At 40.6% G+C, this 21,938-nt stretch carries 20 protein-coding genes and 1 pseudogene; 10 read left to right on the top strand and 11 right to left on the bottom strand.

Annotated features, from left to right (window positions below):
• Positions 1 to 89: 89 nt before the first annotated feature.
• A complete protein-coding gene (locus tag AC1DM9_RS08775; protein WP_477579772.1) occupies positions 90 to 1,604 on the bottom strand; it encodes a carboxypeptidase M32 in 1,515 nt (504 codons plus the stop codon).
• Between the two features lie 139 nt (positions 1,605 to 1,743).
• Here AC1DM9_RS08775 and AC1DM9_RS08770 point away from each other — a divergent pair, with 139 nt between their 5' ends.
• Both AC1DM9_RS08770 and AC1DM9_RS08765 read left to right on the top strand, forming a co-directional pair.
• Positions 1,744 to 2,073, top strand: a complete 330-nt coding sequence (locus AC1DM9_RS08770) for an iron-sulfur cluster biosynthesis family protein (protein WP_477549370.1) — start codon at positions 1,744 to 1,746, stop codon at positions 2,071 to 2,073.
• Positions 2,070 to 2,636, top strand: coding sequence for a beta-class carbonic anhydrase (locus AC1DM9_RS08765; RefSeq protein ID WP_477549371.1), 567 nt, complete (start codon positions 2,070 to 2,072; stop codon positions 2,634 to 2,636). The genes AC1DM9_RS08770 and AC1DM9_RS08765 overlap by 4 nt, the downstream gene beginning before the upstream one ends.
• Positions 2,637 to 2,659: 23 nt before the next feature.
• Here AC1DM9_RS08765 and AC1DM9_RS08760 read toward each other — a convergent pair whose 3' ends face one another.
• Positions 2,660 to 3,202, bottom strand: coding sequence for a DUF309 domain-containing protein (locus tag AC1DM9_RS08760; RefSeq protein WP_477579510.1), 543 nt, complete (start codon positions 3,200 to 3,202; stop codon positions 2,660 to 2,662).
• A 192-nt stretch (positions 3,203 to 3,394) separates the two neighbouring features.
• Here AC1DM9_RS08760 and AC1DM9_RS08755 point away from each other — a divergent pair, with 192 nt between their 5' ends.
• The 3 genes from AC1DM9_RS08755 (at position 3,395) to AC1DM9_RS08745 (ending at position 6,193) form a co-directional block, all read left to right on the top strand.
• A complete protein-coding gene (locus tag AC1DM9_RS08755; protein WP_076265784.1) occupies positions 3,395 to 3,811 on the top strand; it encodes a hypothetical protein in 417 nt (138 codons plus the stop codon).
• Positions 3,812 to 3,813: 2 nt separating this feature from the next.
• Positions 3,814 to 4,092, top strand: coding sequence for a YxcD family protein (locus AC1DM9_RS08750; RefSeq protein ID WP_076265783.1), 279 nt, complete (start codon positions 3,814 to 3,816; stop codon positions 4,090 to 4,092).
• Between the two features lie 235 nt (positions 4,093 to 4,327).
• Entirely contained in the window at positions 4,328 to 6,193 is a 1,866-nt protein-coding gene (locus AC1DM9_RS08745) for a glycosyl hydrolase family 18 protein (protein ID WP_477579508.1), read from the top strand.
• Between the two features lie 53 nt (positions 6,194 to 6,246).
• Here the strand turns inward: AC1DM9_RS08745 and AC1DM9_RS08740 are convergent, their stop codons facing one another.
• The 3 genes from AC1DM9_RS08740 to AC1DM9_RS08730 all read right to left on the bottom strand — a co-directional run bounded on the left by AC1DM9_RS08740 (position 6,247) and on the right by AC1DM9_RS08730 (position 9,866).
• Positions 6,247 to 7,377: an ATP-binding protein gene (locus tag AC1DM9_RS08740; protein WP_477579506.1), complete on the bottom strand. Its 1,131-nt coding sequence runs from the start codon at positions 7,375 to 7,377 to the stop codon at positions 6,247 to 6,249.
• A gap of 489 nt (positions 7,378 to 7,866) precedes the next feature.
• On the bottom strand, positions 7,867 to 9,243 hold the full coding sequence (locus tag AC1DM9_RS08735; RefSeq protein ID WP_477579504.1) for an MATE family efflux transporter: 1,377 nt from the start codon (positions 9,241 to 9,243) through the stop codon (positions 7,867 to 7,869).
• 179 nt (positions 9,244 to 9,422) lie between these two features.
• Positions 9,423 to 9,866: a MarR family winged helix-turn-helix transcriptional regulator gene (locus tag AC1DM9_RS08730; RefSeq protein WP_477579502.1), complete on the bottom strand. Its 444-nt coding sequence runs from the start codon at positions 9,864 to 9,866 to the stop codon at positions 9,423 to 9,425.
• A gap of 235 nt (positions 9,867 to 10,101) precedes the next feature.
• Between AC1DM9_RS08730 and AC1DM9_RS08725 the strand changes: the two genes are divergently transcribed.
• The 3 genes from AC1DM9_RS08725 (at position 10,102) to AC1DM9_RS08715 (ending at position 13,401) form a co-directional block, all read left to right on the top strand.
• Positions 10,102 to 10,875: a DeoR/GlpR family DNA-binding transcription regulator gene (locus AC1DM9_RS08725; RefSeq protein ID WP_477579500.1), complete on the top strand. Its 774-nt coding sequence runs from the start codon at positions 10,102 to 10,104 to the stop codon at positions 10,873 to 10,875.
• Positions 10,865 to 12,022 carry an N-acetylglucosamine-6-phosphate deacetylase gene (nagA, locus tag AC1DM9_RS08720; protein WP_441875522.1) on the top strand — a complete coding sequence of 386 codons (1,158 nt, stop codon included), beginning with the start codon at positions 10,865 to 10,867 and terminating at the stop codon, positions 12,020 to 12,022. Before AC1DM9_RS08725 ends, nagA begins: the two co-directional genes overlap by 11 nt.
• Positions 12,023 to 12,132: 110 nt before the next feature.
• Complete coding sequence (locus AC1DM9_RS08715; protein ID WP_441875519.1) at positions 12,133 to 13,401, top strand: alkaline phosphatase; 1,269 nt, start codon at positions 12,133 to 12,135, stop codon at positions 13,399 to 13,401.
• 73 nt (positions 13,402 to 13,474) lie between these two features.
• On the opposite strand, the gene AC1DM9_RS08710 is transcribed toward AC1DM9_RS08715, so the two are convergent.
• From AC1DM9_RS08710 to AC1DM9_RS08700, 3 genes are all read right to left on the bottom strand, one after another.
• A complete protein-coding gene (locus AC1DM9_RS08710; protein WP_477579497.1) occupies positions 13,475 to 14,302 on the bottom strand; it encodes an AraC family transcriptional regulator in 828 nt (275 codons plus the stop codon).
• Between the two features lie 175 nt (positions 14,303 to 14,477).
• Entirely contained in the window at positions 14,478 to 15,485 is a 1,008-nt protein-coding gene (locus AC1DM9_RS08705) for a zinc-dependent alcohol dehydrogenase (RefSeq protein WP_477579495.1), read from the bottom strand.
• 841 nt (positions 15,486 to 16,326) lie between these two features.
• Positions 16,327 to 17,346, bottom strand: coding sequence for a zinc-dependent alcohol dehydrogenase family protein (locus tag AC1DM9_RS08700; RefSeq protein ID WP_477579493.1), 1,020 nt, complete (start codon positions 17,344 to 17,346; stop codon positions 16,327 to 16,329).
• 114 nt (positions 17,347 to 17,460) lie between these two features.
• On the opposite strand from AC1DM9_RS08700, the gene AC1DM9_RS08695 reads away from it, so the two are divergent.
• Positions 17,461 to 17,853, top strand: coding sequence for a winged helix-turn-helix transcriptional regulator (locus AC1DM9_RS08695; RefSeq protein ID WP_477579491.1), 393 nt, complete (start codon positions 17,461 to 17,463; stop codon positions 17,851 to 17,853).
• A 49-nt stretch (positions 17,854 to 17,902) separates the two neighbouring features.
• On the opposite strand, the pseudogene AC1DM9_RS08690 reads toward AC1DM9_RS08695, so the two are convergent.
• Positions 17,903 to 18,067 (bottom strand): annotated as a pseudogene (locus AC1DM9_RS08690) (ATP-binding cassette domain-containing protein); the annotation flags it as partial.
• 173 nt (positions 18,068 to 18,240) lie between these two features.
• Between AC1DM9_RS08690 and AC1DM9_RS08685 the strand changes: the two are divergent.
• Positions 18,241 to 18,654 (top strand): nuclear transport factor 2 family protein, encoded by a 414-nt coding sequence (locus AC1DM9_RS08685; protein ID WP_477511897.1) that lies wholly within the window; start codon positions 18,241 to 18,243, stop codon positions 18,652 to 18,654.
• Between the two features lie 3 nt (positions 18,655 to 18,657).
• Here the strand turns inward: AC1DM9_RS08685 and AC1DM9_RS08680 are convergent, their stop codons facing one another.
• Together AC1DM9_RS08680 and AC1DM9_RS08675 are read right to left on the bottom strand one after the other, a co-directional pair.
• The gene (locus tag AC1DM9_RS08680) at positions 18,658 to 19,341 is read right to left on the bottom strand and encodes a DUF7002 family protein (protein ID WP_477579489.1); all 684 of its coding nucleotides are present in this window, start codon (positions 19,339 to 19,341) and stop codon (positions 18,658 to 18,660) included.
• Between the two features lie 162 nt (positions 19,342 to 19,503).
• A complete protein-coding gene (locus AC1DM9_RS08675; protein ID WP_477549384.1) occupies positions 19,504 to 21,933 on the bottom strand; it encodes a heavy metal translocating P-type ATPase in 2,430 nt (809 codons plus the stop codon).
• Between the last annotated feature and the right edge of the window lie 5 nt (positions 21,934 to 21,938).

Here is a 21,938-nt window from a genome sequence, read left to right as displayed (position 1 = left end):
GTGAATACATGCACAAAAAGAAGGCTACCCATTATCGTCATTGGACGATTGGACAGCCTTCTCATCTTGTTAGTAAATTTAGCTGCTTATTACAGCTTGTAGATGTCTGTATATTTTTTCGTTAAATAAGCAACCAAATGCTGTGGATCAAGCGGCTTGCCAGTTACGCTCTGGATAAGCTCAGATGGTGTTCTCAGCTTGCCGTATTTGTAAATGCGCTCGCTAAGCCATTGCTTAATCGGCAGTAAATCCCCTTTTTCTACACTGCCCCAGAAACCTTGCAGATCACGCTCCATCGTATCTGCGATTTGTGCCGCATACATATTGCCAAGTGAATAGGAAGGGAAATAACCAAAAGCTCCACCTGACCAGTGAACATCTTGGAGAACGCCTTCTGAATCATTTTGCGGAGTCACGCCTAAATACTCTTTGTATTTTTCATTCCAGATAGCTGGAAGATCTGCGGCTTTCGCGCCGCCATTAAATATAAGCTTTTCGATCTCATAGCGGATAATGATATGCAGATTATAAGTCAACTCATCTGCTTCTATTCTAACTAGCGATGGCTGCACAACATTATTCCCGCGATAAAATTGATCAACGCTTACATCAAGCTGACCAGGAAAACGTTGTTGAAGCTCGCCGAAATAACGATTCCAGAACGGTCTGCTGCGGCCAATGACATTTTCCCAGAAGCGGGATTGCGATTCGTGAATACCCATGGAAGTTCCGGTGCAAAGCGTTGTGCCGATAAGCTCTTCCATAATATTTTGCTCATAAAGCGCATGACCGCCTTCATGAATTGTTCCGAACAATGCGCTTGTTACATCGTCCTCCAAATATCTTGTCGTAATTCGAACATCGCCGGGATTAAGTCCTGTAGCGAATGGATGAGCGCTCTCATCGAGCCTGCCTGCTTCAAAGTTGTAGCCCATTTGCTCCAATATGTATAGACTAAACGCTTTTTGAGACGATTTATCATAGTTTTGCTTCAGAAATGAAGTATCTGGCTGATGCGGCGAGTTTGCGATCGCTGCTGCTAGCGGTACGAGCTGCTCGCGTAAACCGCCAAACACTCGGTCAAGTTCAGCAACGGTCATGCCCGGTTCATATTGATCAAGAAGCGTATCATAACGAGTCTCTTTCGGTCCCCAAAGGTCAATAAATTGATTTGTATAGGAAATGACCTTCTCCAAATAGGGCTGGAAGCTTGCATAATCATTATTTTCCTTCGCTTCTTCCCATTTGCTTTCGGATTGCGAGGATAACACCACATGTTCTTGATAGAGCTTCGGTGGTATTTTGATGCTGCGATCGTACTCCTTGCGAGTTTCCGCAACTAAACGCTGATCAATTTCACTGAGCTCTGAGTATACAGAACGATCCTCCAGTGTGGACAGATTTTCTCCTAGTTCAGGTGATGTTGCCAGCTTAAAATGGTCGCCGGATAACACGCCAATGACCTCTGAGCGATTATCCATTCCTTTGCGCGGAGCGCCTGTGCGCAAATCCCAATATAGAACTCCGAGTGCTTCCTCATAGCTCGAAATTTTGCGAATGGTTTCTCTGAAATTTTGCAGAGCTTCCGTATGTTTTGTAGACATCATTGTTCCACCTTCCTGCTTCGTTTTTACATTGATTATGATTCATGGGATCTTTACTTGATCTTACTTATTCCAATCCTTATAATCATCTTAAACCTGCAAGACATCCAGTGCAAGAGATAGAAAGAGAGGAAACCATATGCATATCATTTTTTCCAAAGCAGCTACTGATCGGTTAACTCCTTATTTAAAAGAGGGGAAAAACCAATTAAAACTGCTTCATGATACAGAAGGATGCGGTTGTGTCGTTAGCGGCGTTCCTGCCCTTCAGTTGATTAGTGAGCCCACGGTGGACGACAAACTCGCACAAGGCGATCCTTTGCCCTTCTATTATGAACCTCGCCATGAAATATATTATGAACCCCAGCTGCGTGTTGATTACAATGAGGAACGAAGCAGCTTTAGCCTCAAGAGCGACAGCCAAATTTATACGGTAAACCTTCGTTTTCTAAGCGGAGGAGAAGCATGAACAAAATTGATGAAATTTTAAATTACAATAAAGAATTTGTTGAGAACCGGAAATACGAGAAATATTCCACGAGCAAATATCCAAACAAAAGAATGGTCATCGTTACTTGTATGGATACAAGGCTGACAGAAATGCTGCCCAAAGCTATGAATCTTAAAAATGGCGATGCCAAAATTATTAAAAACGCTGGTGCTATCGTAACACAGCCTTTTGGCAATATTATGCGTAGTGTCCTTGTCGCCTTATATGAGCTGCAAGCCGACGAAGTATTTGTCATCGGGCATAGCAATTGCGGGATGACTGGTCTCAACCCTGAACTCATCATTCAGCATATGGAAGAGCGAGGCGTCTCCAATGAGACGATTACAACCTTGAAGCATTCAGGTCTTAATCTGATGCGCTGGCTGACTGGCTTCGACAACGTCAGAGACAGTGTTCTAAACAGTGTAAGCATCATCCGCAATCACCCCCTGCTGCCTGCTAATATTTTAGTTCATGGATTGATTATTGATTCAGAAACTGGTGAACTAGAGCTTGTAGACGCTGCAACATCTCAATTGTAAACAAAAAAACGGGAACACAGCGGTTATTCAATCATACCGCTACGTTCCCGTTTTTTTGCTTCATAAGCTGCAACTCTAGCTTCTATCACATCGGATCTGTCTCTCTTTGAATGCCTGTGAATGATTGCATCATCATCTAATGGGCTCGTAGCTCCCCAAATCAATCCTCTTTGGTCACACATTTGCTTACACAATAAAACGACGTCTTCGTTTACAATTTGCAAATTAATATCTGTATAGGGAGTTTCGTCCTCCGCCTGCAAATAAGCTAATCTTGCACTTAATTGCATCTGCAAGCTGTTCTTACCTAAACCAAGCTCATCAAGCGGGGCTGCAGACAGTCTGCGATCTGCTTGTGTTAGCATCTTGACTGCGCCGCGAACATTGCCTCTGCGCTCGTGATAGAGGCCAACAGCCAGTTGAATAAGTCCAACCCAAGTATCTGCAAATCGATCACCGGGATTCTCTTTCCAGTACTCCTCCAGAAGCTCGTGACATTCGAAATAATCTCTGGATGCATGGAACTCCACTAAATAAGCAATATACGCTTTCGGAAAAGAAATCATAAAAACCTCCATATTACTTGTTCCAATCGAATTCATCGTTTCATTAATAATAAAAATATTAGCATATGTCGCTTATACTTTCATACATTTAAACCAATCCTATAGAAATAAATGAAACCAACATGTCTATTAGCCGTATATTATCTATGTTTGTAAAGAATGTATTAAAGATATCAGGAGGAGAAAACACAGATGAAAAAGGGATTCATGGTCATGCTGGCACTCACACTATTCATCACACTAGGTTTCGGACAGTATGCCGATGCAAAACCACGAGGCGGAATGAAATCTCCGAAACAAAGTGTTACGCAAAACCCTAAGAAATCGGATAACGTTAATCAATCGAATCCAGGCAAGAAAGCTGGAGCAACTACTGGCGCTACAAAACCTGGATTTTTTAGCGGCGGCGGCTTGATGAAAGGCCTTATGATTGGCGGTTTGGCAGGCTTGATGTTCGGCGGTTTGTTCGCGGGCATGGGCGCATTCGGTAATATTCTAGGTCTAATGATTAATTTAATGGCTATTTTCGCCATCATCATGCTAATACGTGTAGCATTCGTATATCTGCGCAGCAAGCGTAACCCGCCAGATCAACGGAGACCCTACTAATCGTGCGCATCTATACAGATGAGATTATAAACGCTATCTGCCTTCATATGTCTGAACGACGGGGAGTTAACCCTACCGATGTGGAAGTGCAGCTCTCATGGGAAGAAGAGTATGGGTATACGGCCGAGGTTTGGGTGAAGGGCCGCAGCCAGTACATCATTGAAGCGAATATCCTCGAGGCTATCGAGCAATATATGTTCACACAATATAATCGGCGCGTTTTCCGCTCCAACATTACGCTCGATGCGGATGAAGAATTTTGGGCAGACATTTCCGATTAGCATAAAAGAAGCATCCAATAGCTTGCATTATCTTATGGATAAGCAGTTAACGGATGCTTTTTTTTGTGCCAAAAAATGCTCTACCAATAATTACTAGAGAAATATTAATAGATTTCCAGCAACATCCTCGTCCTCCCTGCGTCTAATCATTAGACTAGAGAGGAGTGTATATGACAAATCTATGAGAAAAAAAATGAGTACAGCGCTGCTTTTGCTTTTCTTTTGCCAAACAATCATGACAGCAACGGCAGGCATTGCAGATGCTGCAGCAAATCAAATGACAAAATTCCGTGTTTATCAAAATGACCAAATGCTCCGTGAGTTCACTACGGAGGGCCAAGCGATTTCCTATGCCGGGAAATTCGGTTACAGTCATGTCGAGAAAATTGCCGATCGTGCTTGGGTATGGGATAACTTCCCTCGTTACAAGGTTTATCAGAACGGTCAAACTCTCCCGAAATGGGAGTTTAGCACTTACAATCAAGCATTATCTGTTGCTAAAAACCTAACTAACGTACATATCCGTGATCTTGAAAACATTGGCTGGAGTTATCAATCCTACGCCAAGTTCAAGCTTTATCAAGGCGAATACACTCGTGACAATTGGTCCTTCCTTACACTTGCTGCCGCTAAGCAGGAAGCCAAAAAATGGGGAAATGCCCATGTAAACGACTTAACAACGAACAAATGGGTTTGGGGAAACCAGACAGCTGCACAAACTAAAGCACAGCGCGCAGCTGCACCCGTCTATCAGATTACTGTGGATGGGGCACCTGTAGAAGAGTTACCGCTTTACTCCTACCTTCTCGATGCTATGAATGCCTCATACTCCATTTCTGGCAGTCAGGTATTAAATACATCAACGAGTAAGATCGTTCATTCGAATGTACCTGCTTATTTAGTAAAACAAAATGGTGCTGTGGTCGGCTCTTCTATTAGCTTAGATGGGGCTGTACAGCTTGCGAAAAAAACACCAAATGCAGAAGTTACCTTTAATGAGAAAGTATACTGGTCCGGTATTCCTTATTTAGCCGTTTATCAAGGCGACAAGAAATTAAGAGCCTTCAATACAAAGACCGGTGCAATTGCGTATGCGAAGGGTTTTGCGAACAGCACTGTTCAAACGAGCGAAGGCCGTAAAATTTTCAGCAATACCAAAAGCCTAGTTTATATGGGATGGAATGGCAGCGCTACAAGCGCAACGATTATCAGCCATGTCGCTAATACGCAAGGATTGTCGATTGACTCCCCTACTTGGTTTGAGCTCTCCGCTGCGGATGGCTCAATGATCGACACTTCAGATCAAGTAGTCGTAGACACATTCAAAGAACAAGGAATTAAAGTAATGCCGCTCGTTCACAATCAATTTAACAAAAAAATGACGACGGAATTTTTAAAGAACAACACCGCCCAGCAAGCTTTCATTAAGACGCTTGTAGCGAAGCTTACTCAACTCGGTGTTGCAGGCATCAATCTTGATTTCGAAGAGGTCGCTGGAACGGATCGGGCTGCCTATACCGCCTTTGTTACAGCACTTGCTAAAGCCGTGCATGACAAAGGTATGCAAATATCTATCGATTTGCCACGCGGCAGCTTAAGCTGGAATGATAGAACCGCTTACGACCATACCGCTCTATCGGCAGTCGTCGATACGATTATCATTATGGCTTATGATGAGCATTGGAAAGGAAGCGAGGTGCCTGGTTCCGTTGCTGGCCTCAACTGGGTTGAAGAAGGCGTTAAGCAATTTTTGAGCTATGGCATTCCGCGTAACAAGCTCATGCTAGGCATTCCTTTTTACGTACGAGAATGGAAGCTTGACAGCACGAATAAGCTAGTCAGCAACCGCGCCATATTTATGAAGGAAATACCTAAGCTTATTGCAGATACGAACGCTCAAGGTGAGATGGACCCGGAATCTGGACAGATGAAATATAAGTATACCAAAGACGGCTTCACCTATTTATTCTGGGCTGAAACCGAAAACACGGTCAAAGCTCGTATCGATATAGCCAAAACTTACGATTTGGCTGGCGTTGCAGCTTGGCGCCTCGGTTATGAAAGCTCTGATTTGTGGACGATGATGCTTCGCAATAAATAACATGAATAGCCCCATTCTCCTATGGAGAATGGGGCTATTCTTCATTTATAGACTTATTTCAATTGATCTACGGCTGGGAATTTCAGCAATACCTTCGTCCCCTTTCCGAGCTCGCTTTGAAAAGCAATTTTACCCTTTAATGCTTCGACAATCCGAAAGGTTACCAAAATGCCTAAGCCTGTCCCCGTTTCCTTTGTCGTAAAAAAAACGGTACCTAATTGCTCCAATTCCTCTCTGGATATGCCCTTTCCAGTATCAATAATTTCTATACAAATTTCTTCTTTGTAATAATAGGCATTGACAGTCACTTCACCTTTATCTGGGATCGCTTCTACCCCATTTTTAATTAGATTTAATATCACCTGAGTCAGCTTCGGTTTGTCTGCCCTTATATAAAGATCCGTTTGATTACAGTTTAAGTGGATTTGCACATTTTGAATTAACCCATAAGAATTCATAATTTCCAATGTATGTACCAGAAATTCAGAAATCTCGATTACTTCCAGCTGATCTGCTTGCGGCTTAGCAAGATTCAAATAATCAGAAATAATATACTCTGCTCTATCCAATTCAGCTAAAGCAATATTCAAGTAATCCTTTTTTTTGTCATCGACAGATTCCTTCAACAGCTGTAAAAATCCTTTCACTACCGTCAGAGGATTTCGCACCTCGTGAGCTACGGAAGCAGCAATTTGACTTACGATCTTCAATTTTTCACTACGCTCCAGCTCATTTTTCAAATATGCCGTTTCGATAAAATGCTCTTTCAGTAATATAGAGACACCCATTCCAATAAATGATGCTGCAGCTAAAATCGAAATGATAAAAATACAGTCTGAATGAATCTCGTTTGTGTAGGAGTTAATCTCTAGATAAACAAAAAAAGATAAAATGAACACAATAACGGAATAAATCGATAAGTTCATACAAATCAGCATACGTCTGGTAGCTTGTTTTTTACGCAACGACTTTAAAAAAAAGAAACACGGCCCCACACTTAGCAACAATGTTGCTGTAGAAAGGAAGACATCATCTCCTCCCATACACAAGCAGTATAAGATGGCAGCAGCAAGGGCAATAATGCCAGGTACAACATACTCATAGCCATAAATGATCAGAACAATTAAAGGAATGCTTCTTAAATCGCCATGAAAGTTGCCCATCACATAAATAGGATAAGCCATACAAAGGATAGAGGATGCTCCAAACACAAATCCATTTAGAACTTGATAAGAAATTCTATTAATTAATTTATTTCGAGAATAAAAAAATTGTTGGATAAAGATCGGAAAACATATGATAATTAGATGAATTAATAATTGATTTATCATATCTAGATATCAATTCCCTCTCCTTTTTGCTATTTTTTCTTCATTCTTTCGAACGATCTTGTCCCCTGTATAATATCATAAAAAATAGAAAATAATCATGAAATTTTTGGAAGATATCAGTAAAAATGAAAAACCCATGTCATAAGACATGAGCTAGTTTAAGATATTGGGAACCTAAGCTTACGTTCTCTGCTTTTCCGCTCTGTTTTTGCTGCCATGAAAAGAAACTATATATTCCTTAGAATGTTATATATTTATTTTTGAGTACGAAGTACTTCTACACAGACTCGATGAAGTTCACTATTGCCGTTACTTACCTTCCTCTTTCCTAACGTTTACATTTCAGCCCTCAAATGAGCCCATTTCCGGCGCTATCGTCAGCTTATTACGAAGTACAAAGAGCAGTACGCTAGCGATGACCAAAGCCATAAAATCAGCGATGACAATGGACCAAATAACACCATGAAACTGCATATAATGATTCATCACAAACAGAGTTGGAATAAAAATAACTCCCTGGGCAACCGCCATAACAAGAGCTGCCTTTCCTTGTGCTGTAGCTTGAAAAATACCAGTAATTAAAAGCGTAAAACCTGTCATAAACAAGGATAGAAAAACTACTTTCAAAATATAACTCCCTGTTGCAATCAGCTCTTGATCGATCGTGAACAGACCTATTAGATGATTCGAGATGAAGAATACAATAGTACCGCATAAGACAGCAATCGAAATGACAGCAGCAGCAGTAAACTGGATGACTTCTTTCATACGTTTCTTATTTGCTGTAAAACAATAGGCTATCAAAGGAATCACTCCTTCACATAAGCCCATTATAATAAATTCAGGAAATTGCATAAGCCGAGAAGATGTTCCAAAGGCCGCAACAGAGGTATCTCCATAAATGGCGAGAAAATGATTAAAAAACAATGCCGTCGTTCCCATAAAAACGCTGAGTAAAAAAACAGGAACACCAACACTTAAAATATTTCGAATCATAGTTATCGTTACTCGACAAGCCTTCAAGGAAAGCGTTAAAAATGGGCTTTTACGATGAATATATTGGCCATAATAAACTACAGACGCAAGGTTTGCGAGCATAGTAGCGACAGCAATTCCTTTCATCCCCCAGTCGAATACAAAAATAAAAAGAGCATCCAAAACAATATTCAAAATCACACTTAATATCATGCCATACATCGATACTTTGGCTGCTCCTTCAGATCTAACAGTCTGTTCCAGCGCAAAATTTGCGATTACAGCCGGAGCTCCAATAAGCATTATGGTCACATAGTCTTTCGTATGGAGAAACGATATGGAGCTCGCTCCTAATCCATAAACGATTGAACTTATGAACGGAATACTAACCAAACAAATGACAATTCCTAAAAGAATCGAACTATAAAATGAAAAAGAAGAAACTTGTTTCACGCTTATATATTCTTTTTCCCCTAAGAGCCGCGATATATAGGTTCCCCCACCGACGCCAATTAGATTCCCAAATGCCATCAGAATAGCAAAGACGGGCAAGGTGAGCGTGATCGCCGTTAACATTTCTGAGTTATGAAGGAAACCAATAAAGTACGCATTAATTATTGAATAAATAACACTAGCAGACATCCCTAACATCATGGGTATGCTAAAATGAGCAATTGCTTTGGGTATTGGGGCTTTTTCAAAATAATAAATACTTTCGTTCGATTCAACGACGGATTGTTCCATGAAAATCACTTCTTTCTGTTTTTTTGAGGAGCCAACAACTGTGATTTTAGTTAGATATCTAACTAAATACTGAAAAATGACAACCCATCTTTCAAATTCAAAGCACGTCTACACAAAAATAATTTCGAGTAATACTGTTAGATATCTAACTATATTCTGAAAATAACTGCTGTTACGTATTATAACAGCTTATTTTCCTGATCAAGATTTTTATTGATTGTATCCAAAAATGCAAATAGCTTCACTTGATCTTCGCTGCTCAATCCTTTCATCATGAGGTTCTCCGTTTCACTGAAAAACTGATCAAAATCCAAAACAACATCTTTTCCTTTTGCTTGCATGCGTATTATTTTTTTGCGTTCATCCTTCGCATCCGTCTTCCTTTCAATAAAGCCGTTTTTCTCTAAATTATGAACGATACTGCTAATGGAAGATCCTTTACGTTGAAATGCACGTTCCAAATCTTTCTGAGACACGCCTTTCTCTTCATTGTGAAATACATATTCAATGAGTTTGGCTTGCTCGAACGTTATTCCATGAGCTTCAAGCTTTTTGTCCGCATAATTTTTTAGTTTGTGGCCAATTGCGCGCACTTGATACTGTAGAGTATGTTCGATTTCCATCAGCCTCCGCATAATCGTTAGATTTCTAACTAATAATAAATCACATCGATTACTAAGTCAATCTCGTAATTGACAAATGGTCTGACTTTCCTTATTGCAATCCGCCCGCCCGAAAAATCACTTCAACTTACTTACAATTTACTTCTAACTACTTAAATAATACTTCCATTTACTTAAAAAATACGATAAACTTACTTACAAGGAGGTGTTCATCATCTATCAAGAGCAGAGATTATTGAAAATACTCGAATATTTAAAAGAACATCAAACGATGAGTGTCATGGATATTTGCACCCATCTCGGTGTATCAAGGGATACAGCTCGAAGAGATATCGTTAAATTAGTACAAGAAGGTGTAGTCAATCGAACACATGGTGGAGTAGCCTCTCCTCAATTACAGAAGGAGCTTGCTTCCTATCAGGAACGGCTAATTGATGAGACAGATAGCAAAATCAATATTGGTTTGGTAGCAGCAAAGCTCATTCATGATCATGAGACGGTCATATTAGACGTTTCTACAACGGTGCAGGCAGTGGCCGAACAAATCTCTGCAAAAAATATTACAGCTATTACTCAGTCCATAGACATCGTAAGAATTCTCTCTGATCGAGATGATCTGCAGGTTTATGTACTCGGTGGTTATTTACACGTAAAGAACCGCTTGCTGTATGGTCCCTCCGTTATTGAAAAGCTTCGTGAAATGAGAGCTGATAAGGTGTTTATTGGCGCCGCGGCGATTCAATCAGATGGGCTCTACTACCCGTTTGAAGAGGATGCTTATATCAAAAAAGAGATGGCACGCAGATCAGACCAGGTTATCGCTGTAGCTGATTTTACGAAGTTTAAAAACAAGTCGGTTTATCGTTTAGATTTTGACTATATTGATATTTTAATTACCGATCAAGAAGTGCCTAGCGAAATAGAAGAAATACTTGATCAGAAAAATATAACAGTTATTTGCTCTGAGATGAACAACAAACTCGAGGAGGAAAATAAAAATGACTTATAAAATCGTGCATAACGTTCAAATAGTTCAGCCTGATGTTATTTTGCCAGCTAGTACCGTCTGGATTAGAAATGGAATCATCGAAAAAATAGAAAATAATCATACTCCCCTTTCGCCTCTTCCAGAGGAGGAATATGAGCTTATAGATGGGAACGGGCAATGGTTAATCCCCGGTATGATCGATGTGCATATACATGGAGCTAACGGGTTCGATATGATGGATGGAAGCGAAGCGAGTATTCAAGAGGTTTCTCGTGCATGTGCTGCAACGGGCTGTACCTCGTTTCTTGCTACATCAGTAAGCTCTACAATGGATGAATTATTAGCTATGATTCGTAGTGTAAAACGTGTCGTTGGGCTTGAGGTCGGCGCCAAAATTGCTGGACTTCATTTAGAGGGACCTTATCTGAATCCGAAACGTAAAGGGATGCAAAATGAAAAGTATTTACGTCATCCGCATCTTGGTGAGATGAAGCGAATTTTCGAAGAAGCAGATGGACTTATTAAAATGGTAACGATAGCCCCAGAATTACCCGGTGGAATGGAACTCCTCTCTTATTTGAAAGAAATGGAAGTTATCATTGCTGTCGCACATTCTGATGCAACGTATGAGGAAGCTAAGTTAGCATTTGATGCTGGAGCTAGCCATGTTACACATTGCTTTAATGGCATGAGGCCGATTCATCATCGAGATCCCGGGCTCGTCGCTGCTGCTTTTGAAGCAGATCATGTGAGTATTCAAGCCATTGTCGATGGCGTCCACCTCCATCCTGCTATTGTTCGTTTGATGCATCGCATTAAAGGACCCGAAAACATGGTACTGATCACTGATGCATTACAAGCTATGGGTTTAGGAGATGGCAGCTATCTCTTTGGCGGCCATCAAGTAACAGTAACCAATGGCGTTGCACAGCTAGCGGATGGAACATTAGCCTCTAGTGTAGTTACAATGAATGAAGCACTCCGCTTCACGACCGAAACCGGTATTTCCATGCTCGACGCTATTCAAATGGCCTCAACGACTCCTGCACGAATATTAGGTATGGATCATATGACAGGTACAATCAAAACAGGATTAGATGCCGATCTTGTTTTGATGAATGAAGATTTCCAAGTAGAATGGACCATGATTAAAGGTAATGTTATCTGAATGTACGGAGGTTGAGAAACCATCTTTTACAATAACAAGAAATGAAGAAAACACTCTCTTAATGTAATTACTCTACTATAAAATAGTAAACTTACTTTAGGAGGGAATTTATGAAACTTGTTAAAAAGAACGGAATTAAGGCCGCGATTGTAGGTACAGCAGCTACTGCCCTTCTGATTACGAGCATTATCAGTACACAATCGCCTAATCAAGTTGAAGCAGCTACTACAAAAACGAAAAATGTCATTTTGTTTATTGGCGATGGGATGGGAACGGCTCAACGTGATGCTATCCGCCTTGCTACCGTCGGTTTAAAAGGCAACCTCGCTATGGATTCAATGCCTTACGTAGGTTTGCTGCACACGAGCTCTACTGTTCCTGTAACCGATTCAGCTGCATCAGCTACGGCATATGCCAGCGGTGTGAAAACGTACAATGGTGCAATTGGAATGGATGCCAATAAAGTAAAAGTAAAAACGATCATGGAATACGCCAAGGAATCTGGAAAATCAACTGGAATTGTAACAACAAGTCAAGTAACAGACGCTACGGGAGCTGCTTTCGGCGCACATGTTGATGATCGCTCTAAACAAAGTGAGATCGCTTTGCAGCTATTGACACAAAGCAAAGTTGATGTCATTCTCGGTGGAGGCGAAGATTTCTGGTATCCAGCTGGAGAGCCTGGTAAATTCCCAGATGAGCCGATCGAAGATCCTTCTGAAAAAAGCAAAGGAACACAAGGAAATCTCGTAAATAAAGCAAAACAATTAGGGTACAGTTACGTTTCAAGCAAAACAGAAATGCAAAAAGTGAAAAAAGGCAAGCTGCTTGGTCTGTTCGCTAATGAAGAAATGTTCCAACAAAAACCTGAAGGCGAAGGCGATATTTATAACCCCGTTGTATCTCTAGCAGAGATGACAAAAAAAGCGATAGATACGCTCGCTACAAATAATAAAGGCTTTTTCCTAATGGTTGAGGAAGAAGGAACGGATGAGTTTGCTCACCAAAACAATGCCAAAATGACGATCAAAGCCGGTCAAGAATTAGATAAATCCGTTCAAGTCGCCAAAGATTTTGCCAAGAAAAACCCGAATACACTTGTCCTCGTATTAGCCGATCATGAAACTGGCGGCTTCTCCATCGAAGAAGTGAATGCCGATGATGAGTCCGGCGACGGAATTTCCAAAGAAGATGGTCCTTTCGCCGTTGCTAACAGCAAATTTAATTTTGTTGTGGATTGGACAACATCGGGCCATACTGCCGTAGATATTCCGATTACAGCTATGGGTCCAAATGCTGAGTTGTTTACAGGAATCTACGAAAATACAGATGTATTTCATAAACTTATGCAAGCTTTAGGACTTAAAATTAAAAAATAACAACGAATTGGCTCCCCATAACAATGGAATACCACACAAAACAGAAATGCCGCCAGATCACTGGCGGCATTTCTCACAATTGTATGACTTTAGTTTGTGCACCCGCAAAGCCACTGGGCGTTATGCCTACAGCGGCTTTAAATGAACGACTAAATAAATAGATGCTGGAGTAACCAACATTTTCAGAAATTTCTGTCACGGTATACTTCCCTTCCATGATCAGTAATTTTGCATGCTCAATTCTAATATGCGTTACATATTTATGAATGGATATCCCAAGCTGCTGCTTAAACAAATGAGATAAATGATTCGTAGACACCCCGACATATTTACTAATAGAAACATTATTTAAATCAGGATCTTGATAGCTGTCATGGATGTAATGGATTGCTCTTTCAATGAATGCCCAGCCTTTAGTCAATTTCCCTTCATTGCGATCCGTTTGATTTTTAAAAAATAAATATAACAGCTCCAAGCATATTGATTTTGTTAATAAAAAATGTCCAGCTCTTTTCTCCTGAAAATGTTTGTGAAGCTGCAAAAACTTCTTTTTCAGCTCTATCCTGTCTGCCAACTGTATGTGTGAAATGGGAATAATGGATGTTAACTGCATTTCCTTATCCACAATGTAAGTATTATGAATTTTAGAAGCTGTTGTGAACTCCAATAAACTTTTTTCCTCATCATAATACAGATCAAAATGAAAAATATATTGAATTAATGGTTGATCAGAGATCGATCGAATAATGTGAGGCATAAAAGGATGCATCAACAACACATCGCCTTCTTGAGCAACATATTTAACACCACTCAAGAAAAACTCAGCTTCACCTTGTTCGATATAGGTAAACACATGATCATGATCCATCCATTCACCGGCTAAGGATGAAGTCGTCATCATTCTCACCGCCCTTACGAAAGGCGATATGCTGTTCATCCAAGACTCATCCATTGCTTTCACCTCTGCTATCGTAACGCGTCTATCCATCCTCCTCCCATTATAAATGAAGCATATTAAAATTACTCATAATTAAATCTGTTAATCCTCTAGAATAGATCATTCAGCCGTTATCCTCTTAAGACCAGTCAAACAATACACCATTATACTGATCTTTATTGACTCTTAGTCCCTCGTACGCTTCTTGTGCTTGCTCCGGCTTAATCACATGACTAATTAATGGTTCGATCTGCAGCCTATTTTGTTTCATAAGCTCAAATACAATTTCTGAATTTCTAACTAATGAGTGTTTAACAAATTCATTAGGTTCAACCGGATAACGCCACTCATGCGCGCCCTTAAACGTAATACAGCCTCGGCCATAAAGATGACAATAGTTTAATATATCAGTAACATCTGTGTTGTACTCTCCGCGAGGACTTCCCAAGAAAATGATTTCGCCAAGCTTAGCAATCCACTTCAGACTGTCAACTCCGACAGCAGGTACGCCAGTTGCCTCAATATGTGTGGATACACCAGCACCCTTGGTTAACATTGATATCTGTTGCTTTGTATCTTCTACTCCACCATCAATCGTGTAATCCACGCTGCATGCCTCGGCAGTCCGAATTCTTTCTTTTGATAAATCGACCCCAATAACCGTAGCTCCCTGAAGCCGAGCTAGCTGAGCAGCCAAATTACCGACTAATCCAAGCCCAGTCACACTTACAAAGTCACCAATTTCAATTTCAGAAACACGTACCGATGTGAAGGCGACCGTAGCCATACGGGTAAATGGCACCCATTTTAAATCCAGATTTTCAGGAACTTGAATACATAGCTCATTCGTGTTAACAACTTGATATTTGCTATGCTGTCCATAATGAAACACGATATCGCCTGGCTGCAAATCTTTAACGCCCTCACCTGTCTCCATTACTTTGCTTACGCTTGCATATCCCGGACATAGCGGAAGCTTAGCCCATTCTTCTTTACCCGTTAACATTGCTAGTTCAGTTCCTGGGCTAATGAGGGAATATATCAATTGCACAAATATTTCATTTTCATTCAATTTTTTTAGAGTGTAATTCTCTTTAACCGTCTCAACTTTTAAGGGGCTCACGAACATGACTTTTGTATTTTCCATCGAAATCACTCCTCTGTAAATGCTTTCCCTATTAATATAAGACTTTGTGATGTCGATGTCTTTGCTCGCTTAAACGATTTTTTATCTAAAACACCGAAATTAATATGAGCTGCTATGTTTGTATTCTATAAGGCTATTATCATACCAGTACAACCATCCAATCACTTCGCTCTATCAATACATAATTTATAGTGTAGTCAAAACACAGGGGGTGAATGTTTGATGGGAAATATCGGTTTTATTCTAGTTCTGTTCATTTTGTTGGTTATTATCGCTACTCACTGCCGTGACCGCGCTTAGAACAAAAACTGTATAGATAACAAACCCTGTTCTGTCATACGTCGAATGAATAAAACCATAACAGCACCTGCCACAATGTATGCTCATTTAACCTATAACATCTCATAGTAAAAAAGAGAAAGTCCATGCCATGGGCTTTCTCTTTTCTTACAAACCGCTTATTGGGCAAACATCCTTACAGAACAAACGTCCAATCATACCGTACCATACACACATAAACTACAGTGTACTTTAAACATTGGAGGTGAATGTTTGATGGGTGGATTTGTTGGTGGTGCTAATCACAGTGTTGGTATTATCCTGGTTCTGTTCATTTTGTTGGTCATTATAGCTTGTAGTTGCGGCATCTTTGGCGGCGGCTGTGGCTACTAATCAGAATGCTTAATGCCTTCCATCTATTCAGACAGTGAATATTTTCTTAAATAGCATGAACACAAAAAGCCCATTGTATGGGCTTTTTGTGTTTTTCTCCTCATCGAACGGGGAAATATTAGATATGAGATTGTAGAAAAAGAATCATGTTTACTTAAAAATAATCGCATTAATGTTTAAATGAAATAACAACTTTCCCAAAATATGACCCCTTCGTCAAGTACTGAAGCGCATCTACAGCATGTTCAAATGGATACACTGAATCAACTATGGGATGTAGCTCGCTATGTTCAATAGCAAAATTCATCGCTTCAAACATGTCCCGGCTGCCTACGTTGATCGCTTGCAGACGCGCTTTTCTAACAATTGCAGGGATAATGTCAAATCCTTCTACACGAAACCCCGATAGACCGCCGATCATGCTGATATGTCCACCTACACGGAGTGCTGAGATCGATCTATTTAACGTAGCTGATCCGCCAAGATCAACGATATGGTCTGCTCCACGTCCCTCCGTCAGTGAAAGTACAGCCTTATCCCATTCGGGTGTTTGCTTATAGTTAATGCCAATATCCGCCCCAATTTCCTTCGCTCTATTAAGCTTCTCTTCACTGCTTGATGTTACAATAACAGTTGCTCCATACAGTTTTGCGAATTGAAGTGCGAACAAGGAGACGCCACCTGTCCCCTGTACGACAACGGTATCACCCGCTTTAATCTTGCCTTCCTCAATGAGAGCATGCCATGCTGTCACACCTGCACAAGGCAGGGTTGCCGCTTCTATATCCGTCAATCGATCAGGTACATGAACTAACCCTTCTTCTGGCAGCACAACAAATTCAGCGAGCAGTCCATTCAACGGACTGCCTAGTGTACTTACCCAGTTTTGTTGTGTCGGCTCACCCGTAATCCAGCTTTGAGTGAAAATTCCATTTACTCTATCCCCAATTTTGAATTTGTTTGAGTTTTCTCCGAGGGATACAACTTCACCTACACCATCAGATACTGGAATTAATGGCTTATTTAAATTGGGGTTATAAAACCCATCGATAACGCCTAAATCTCTAGCGTTTAAAGAAACCGCGTGCATTTTGATAAGAACTTCATTTGAACGGGGCACTGGTATTGGACGGTTAGATAACTTCAATCGATCAATTCCAAATTCACCGTTAATTTCGTATACTTTCATAATATTCTCTCCTTTATGGATAATATAGACATACAATAATATACAAACTAAAATAAAGTAAGAAGGCACTTTAAGGTTTCCAATGAACCAAAAAGTGCATAAGGAGGGCCTTAAATGAAATCATCATCCTCACTTAAAACCGTTCAACCCGACATTTCGATATCTGAATGCTCTTACAGTAAAGTACTTGAAATCATTGCAAACAAATGGTCAGCATTGGTCATTTATGCATTGGAAGACGGTATTATTCGATACGGAGATATTAGCAGACGGATTGATGGAATTTCCAAAAAAATGCTAACGCAAACTTTGCGGCAATTGGAACGTGACGGTTTGGTTCAGCGAGATATGACTCCGTTTGTTCCACCAATCGTTGAGTATTCGCTCACCAAGTTGGGCGAGTCTTTGCTCGAGCCACTGAGTTCCTTGAAGCAGTGGACAAGAACAAATTATTCTCTTGTTGAATTGGCTAGATCATCATTTGATCAAGCTAACGAAAAGGAATAATACAAAACAAAAAAACACCAACTGAGCGTTAGTGTCCTTAGGAGTGATTTTCACCCGCAGCTTTGGAGTTCAGAGCGCCAATTGTTACGTCGCCAAAAAGAATATCAGGCTGATTAATAAGAGCCCTGCAAATAGCTGCTCTTTGTAGCTGGCCATCTGAAACCTGCGTAATATCACGATCAGCTAACTCTCCTATTCCTGTTCTCTTCATTAACTAAGCTAATAAATGATTAAACTTAAACCAACTTAATATCCAAGCGATTATAAGAAAACTTACGATCAACATATGCAGCCCCCGCTCTAGAAAAATAATTTGTATTGTTAGATTTAGCATAAAAGCTTACAATCTGCAATCATCACAGTATGGAATAAGAAAGGAATAAAATAATGTCGCATATGGCTCCTCAAAATCAGGAATTAAAAATACTGTGTCCAGTAGATTGCGGAAACGCGCCTAGAAAATCGATTCTTAAATCATTTAATATTGCTTTTGCTCAAAAGGATATGCCTTTTATTGCGGATCAAATTACAGATGATGTGCAATGGAACATTGTCGGTTCATTTCCCGCTATACACGGAAAAAATGAATTTCTCGAAGCACTCACTCAAATGAACATAAGCAAGACCATCGAATTACAAATTACAAATATCGTCACACACGGAAACACGGCAGCAATGAATGGAGTCATAAAACTTGAGAACGACAAAAGTTATGCTTTTTGTACTATGTATGTGTTTAGCAGCGCCTCCAAACAAGCAAAAATAAAAGAAATGACCTCATATGTAATTGAAGTATCATAAACTCTAAGAGAAACTTTCCAACGGCTTCACAAGTTTTCTCCAGTTCTCAGGTAATCCATTATCATGATCAGCATAAATGACCTGTACATATTGATTAAGATTAATAACTTGGCCTTTGAACAGCAGCTCATGTATTTCAGAAGCTTTCACAGGAACAGTGTTATTCCGTTTTTTCTGGAAATCATCTAAAGAAAGAAACATCTCTAAACTTTTCTTATACTTGCAGCTCTTTGGAAACCTTGGTGAACTCCCCGAATCGTATTTGGACAATTTAACGGCCGAATAATGATCCATCAATAATGGAAATGCTTCGAACTGTAAAATAACAAATGCTTCATCCGGTTCTCTTCGTTTGTATGTATCCAACATTTTGCGACAATCCTTTAATGTGGGCCAAAAGAACACATGTTGATCAAGATAAGCCCGAAATTGTTCATGTGTACAATTCGCATCCATCATACTCTCAACAATCCTTAGATGCGCATTAATGACAACCGTATCTTCGAAATATTTAACTTCTTTGACCTCTGATCGCCGCTCGCCGATATGAAATGGATAAAGATGTTTGCTCGACCAAAGTGCATTATGATGTACGATCGCAGGCAAGTTCCTTACTCGTGTAAAATGGTAAAGGCTTTTCCTGCCTTTTGATTTTGTTATCGCTGAAACGATCGCTTTCTTATCCACTATGCCCTCTCCTTCTGCCCATATGATTTCACGAATCCGATTGAATCATTCCCATCATTAGAGTAAGAACATAGATACAAAAAAAAGGTTGCCGATGGCGACCTTTTTTAAGAACCAAATTTATTATGAAAATCAATTGATTAATATCGAATTTTTAGCTAGTTATACTTTCATCCGCTGCAAACGAAGTGCATTTAACACAACGGATACGGAGCTAAGTGCCATAGCAGCGCCAGCGACCCATGGGGCTAACAATCCGATTGCTGCAATAGGAATACCCAACGAGTTGTAAGCCAGCGCCCAAAATAGATTTTGTCTAATATTGCCCATCGTTTTACGGCTCATAAAGATGGCATCAGGGATGCTATTCAGATCACCGCGCATTAGTGTAATATCAGCAGCCTCCATCGCAACATCTGTACCTGTACCAATAGCCATTCCAATGTCCGCCATTGCTAAGGCCGGTGCATCATTTATCCCATCACCAACCATCGCTACTTTTTTGCCTTGTGCTTGTAATTTTTTCACTTCTTCAGCTTTACCTTCTGGAAGTACTTCTGCCAGCACATGATCAATGCCAACTTGCCGTGCGATAGCTTGGGCAGTTCGTTCATTGTCACCAGTAATCATAACGACTTGAATCCCCATTTGCTTCAAACGAGAAACGGCTTCTTTCGAAGTCTCCTTAATGGTGTCAGCAACAGCTACCATGCCTGCATATTGGCCATCAATCGCGAACAACATCGTTGTTTTTCCTGCTTGCTCTAGGTTGAACATTTGTTCAAAAGCATGCTCTGCTTGAATATTATATTTCCCCATCAGCTTCCGAGTTCCGGCTAAAATCTCTTTGCCATCCACAATTGCCCGAATGCCATACCCAGGAATCGCTTCAAATTCATCAGCGTTTGGAAGCTCAATGTCTTTAGCCAATATGCCGGATACAATTGCTTCCGCAAGCGGATGCTCTGAATTTTTCTCAGCAGCGCCGACGAGACGCAAGAAAGCATCTTCATCCATCGACTCCACAAATACATCCGTTAATTCGGGTTTGCCTTTAGTCACCGTTCCCGTTTTATCCAAAATAATTGCATCAATTTTATGCGTTGATTCGAGATGCTCGCCGCCTTTAAAGAGAACTCCGAGCTCTGCAGCACGACCAGAACCTGCCATAATCGACGTAGGTGTTGCAAGACCGAGAGCACACGGACAAGCGATGACAAGTATCGCGATCGCAATCTCTAAAGCATTAGCGAAATCGCCAGGACTTATCCAGAAGTACCATACAACAAAAGCTGCAAGTGCGATTCCAACAACGATCGGTACAAAGATACCTGAGATAACATCAGCAACACGCTGTATTGGTGCTTTTGAACCCTGCGCTTCTTCTACAACTTTGATAATTTGTGCTAAAGCCGTTTCTTTGCCGACCTTTGTTGCTTTCACTTTCAACCGACCATTTTTGTTAATCGTCGCTCCGATTACATGGTCGCCAATTTTTTTATCCACTGGAATGCTTTCACCAGTCAGCATAGACTCATCCACCGCTGAAGTACCTTCGATGACTTCACCATCCACCGGAACCTTCTCACCCGGTTTTACCAGCACAAAGTCTCCAGTAAGCACTTCCTCGACAGGAATCGTTAGCTCTTGACCATCACGAACGACTAACGCAGTCTTGGCTTGCAATCCCATTAGTGTCTTGATTGCTTCAGAAGTACGCCCTTTCGCCAAACCTTCAAATAATTTACCGAGAATAACGAGTGTAATTAAAACTGCGCTTGTTTCATAATACATGGATGGACTGTGGTGCATATTTCCAGACATCGTTGCCCAATCTATTGTCAGGTATAGGCTATAAAAGTAAGCAGCTGACGTGCCTAGAGCTACCAGAACATCCATATTGGCACTTTTGTTGCGTAGTGCTTTGTAGGCTCCAACATAAAAATGTTTTCCGACATAAAATTGAACCGGAGTGGCAAGTGCAAGCTGAAACCAAGGATTCATAAAAATCTTTGGCATCCAAATCCATGATGTAAATGAAAAATGAGTCACCATGGACCAAAGCAGCGGCAGCGACAAGATGGCAGATATGAGAAGCTTGCGCTTTTGTTGTTTAATTTCTTTTTGACGATGCTCTGCCGGATCGCCAACTTCTTGTTTTGGCACTGCTTTGTAACCGAGTTTCTCGACTCGTTTTTGCATATCTGACAAAGTTACATCTGAAGGATTGAATTCTACATGAGCAGTTTCTATTGCGAAATTAACGGTAGCATTCGTGATACCAGGCAGTTTATTCAATGCTTTCTCGATTTTAAGTGCACAAGCTGCGCAAGTCATCCCAACTAGCTGCAAATCAACGCTTTCTTTAGCAGTGCTGTACCCAAGCTTCTGTATGCTTTGTTCCATATTTGCAATGTTTGTTTTGCTTGGATCATAAATAACGGTAGCGCGTTCCATTGCAAAATTTACATTCGCTTCCGAAACACCTTCAAGCTTATTTAATCCTTTCTCAATCCTATTCGCGCAAGCTGCACAAGTCATCCCAATAATTTGCAGGGAAATTTGTTTCGTATCTGAGCTAGTCGCTTCCATGATGA

It is taken from the genome of Paenibacillus sp. 01T431, assembly GCF_056398625.1.
The sequence above is the reverse complement of the archived record's forward strand: the minus strand, read 5'-3'. Positions and strand labels throughout refer to the sequence as shown.

What these genes read in the sequence shown, in the direction of transcription:
- AC1DM9_RS08775 (WP_477579772.1), bottom strand. Translation starts at nt 1,604, where the DNA reads ATGTCTACAAAACATACGGAAGCTCTGCAAAATTTCAGAGAAACCATT.
- AC1DM9_RS08770 (WP_477549370.1), top strand. Translation starts at nt 1,744, where the DNA reads ATGCATATCATTTTTTCCAAAGCAGCTACTGATCGGTTAACTCCTTAT.
- AC1DM9_RS08765 (WP_477549371.1), top strand. Translation starts at nt 2,070, where the DNA reads ATGAACAAAATTGATGAAATTTTAAATTACAATAAAGAATTTGTTGAG.
- AC1DM9_RS08760 (WP_477579510.1), bottom strand. Translation starts at nt 3,202, where the DNA reads ATGATTTCTTTTCCGAAAGCGTATATTGCTTATTTAGTGGAGTTCCAT.
- AC1DM9_RS08755 (WP_076265784.1), top strand. Translation starts at nt 3,395, where the DNA reads ATGAAAAAGGGATTCATGGTCATGCTGGCACTCACACTATTCATCACA.
- AC1DM9_RS08745 (WP_477579508.1), top strand. Translation starts at nt 4,328, where the DNA reads ATGACAGCAACGGCAGGCATTGCAGATGCTGCAGCAAATCAAATGACA.
- AC1DM9_RS08740 (WP_477579506.1), bottom strand. Translation starts at nt 7,377, where the DNA reads ATGGCTTATCCTATTTATGTGATGGGCAACTTTCATGGCGATTTAAGA.
- AC1DM9_RS08735 (WP_477579504.1), bottom strand. Translation starts at nt 9,243, where the DNA reads ATGGAACAATCCGTCGTTGAATCGAACGAAAGTATTTATTATTTTGAA.
- AC1DM9_RS08730 (WP_477579502.1), bottom strand. Translation starts at nt 9,866, where the DNA reads ATGGAAATCGAACATACTCTACAGTATCAAGTGCGCGCAATTGGCCAC.
- nagA (WP_441875522.1), top strand. Translation starts at nt 10,865, where the DNA reads ATGACTTATAAAATCGTGCATAACGTTCAAATAGTTCAGCCTGATGTT.
- AC1DM9_RS08715 (WP_441875519.1), top strand. Translation starts at nt 12,133, where the DNA reads ATGAAACTTGTTAAAAAGAACGGAATTAAGGCCGCGATTGTAGGTACA.
- AC1DM9_RS08710 (WP_477579497.1), bottom strand. Translation starts at nt 14,302, where the DNA reads ATGATGACGACTTCATCCTTAGCCGGTGAATGGATGGATCATGATCAT.
- AC1DM9_RS08705 (WP_477579495.1), bottom strand. Translation starts at nt 15,485, where the DNA reads ATGGAAAATACAAAAGTCATGTTCGTGAGCCCCTTAAAAGTTGAGACG.
- AC1DM9_RS08700 (WP_477579493.1), bottom strand. Translation starts at nt 17,346, where the DNA reads ATGAAAGTATACGAAATTAACGGTGAATTTGGAATTGATCGATTGAAG.
- AC1DM9_RS08695 (WP_477579491.1), top strand. Translation starts at nt 17,461, where the DNA reads ATGAAATCATCATCCTCACTTAAAACCGTTCAACCCGACATTTCGATA.
- AC1DM9_RS08685 (WP_477511897.1), top strand. Translation starts at nt 18,241, where the DNA reads ATGTCGCATATGGCTCCTCAAAATCAGGAATTAAAAATACTGTGTCCA.
- AC1DM9_RS08675 (WP_477549384.1), bottom strand. Translation starts at nt 21,933, where the DNA reads ATGGAAGCGACTAGCTCAGATACGAAACAAATTTCCCTGCAAATTATT.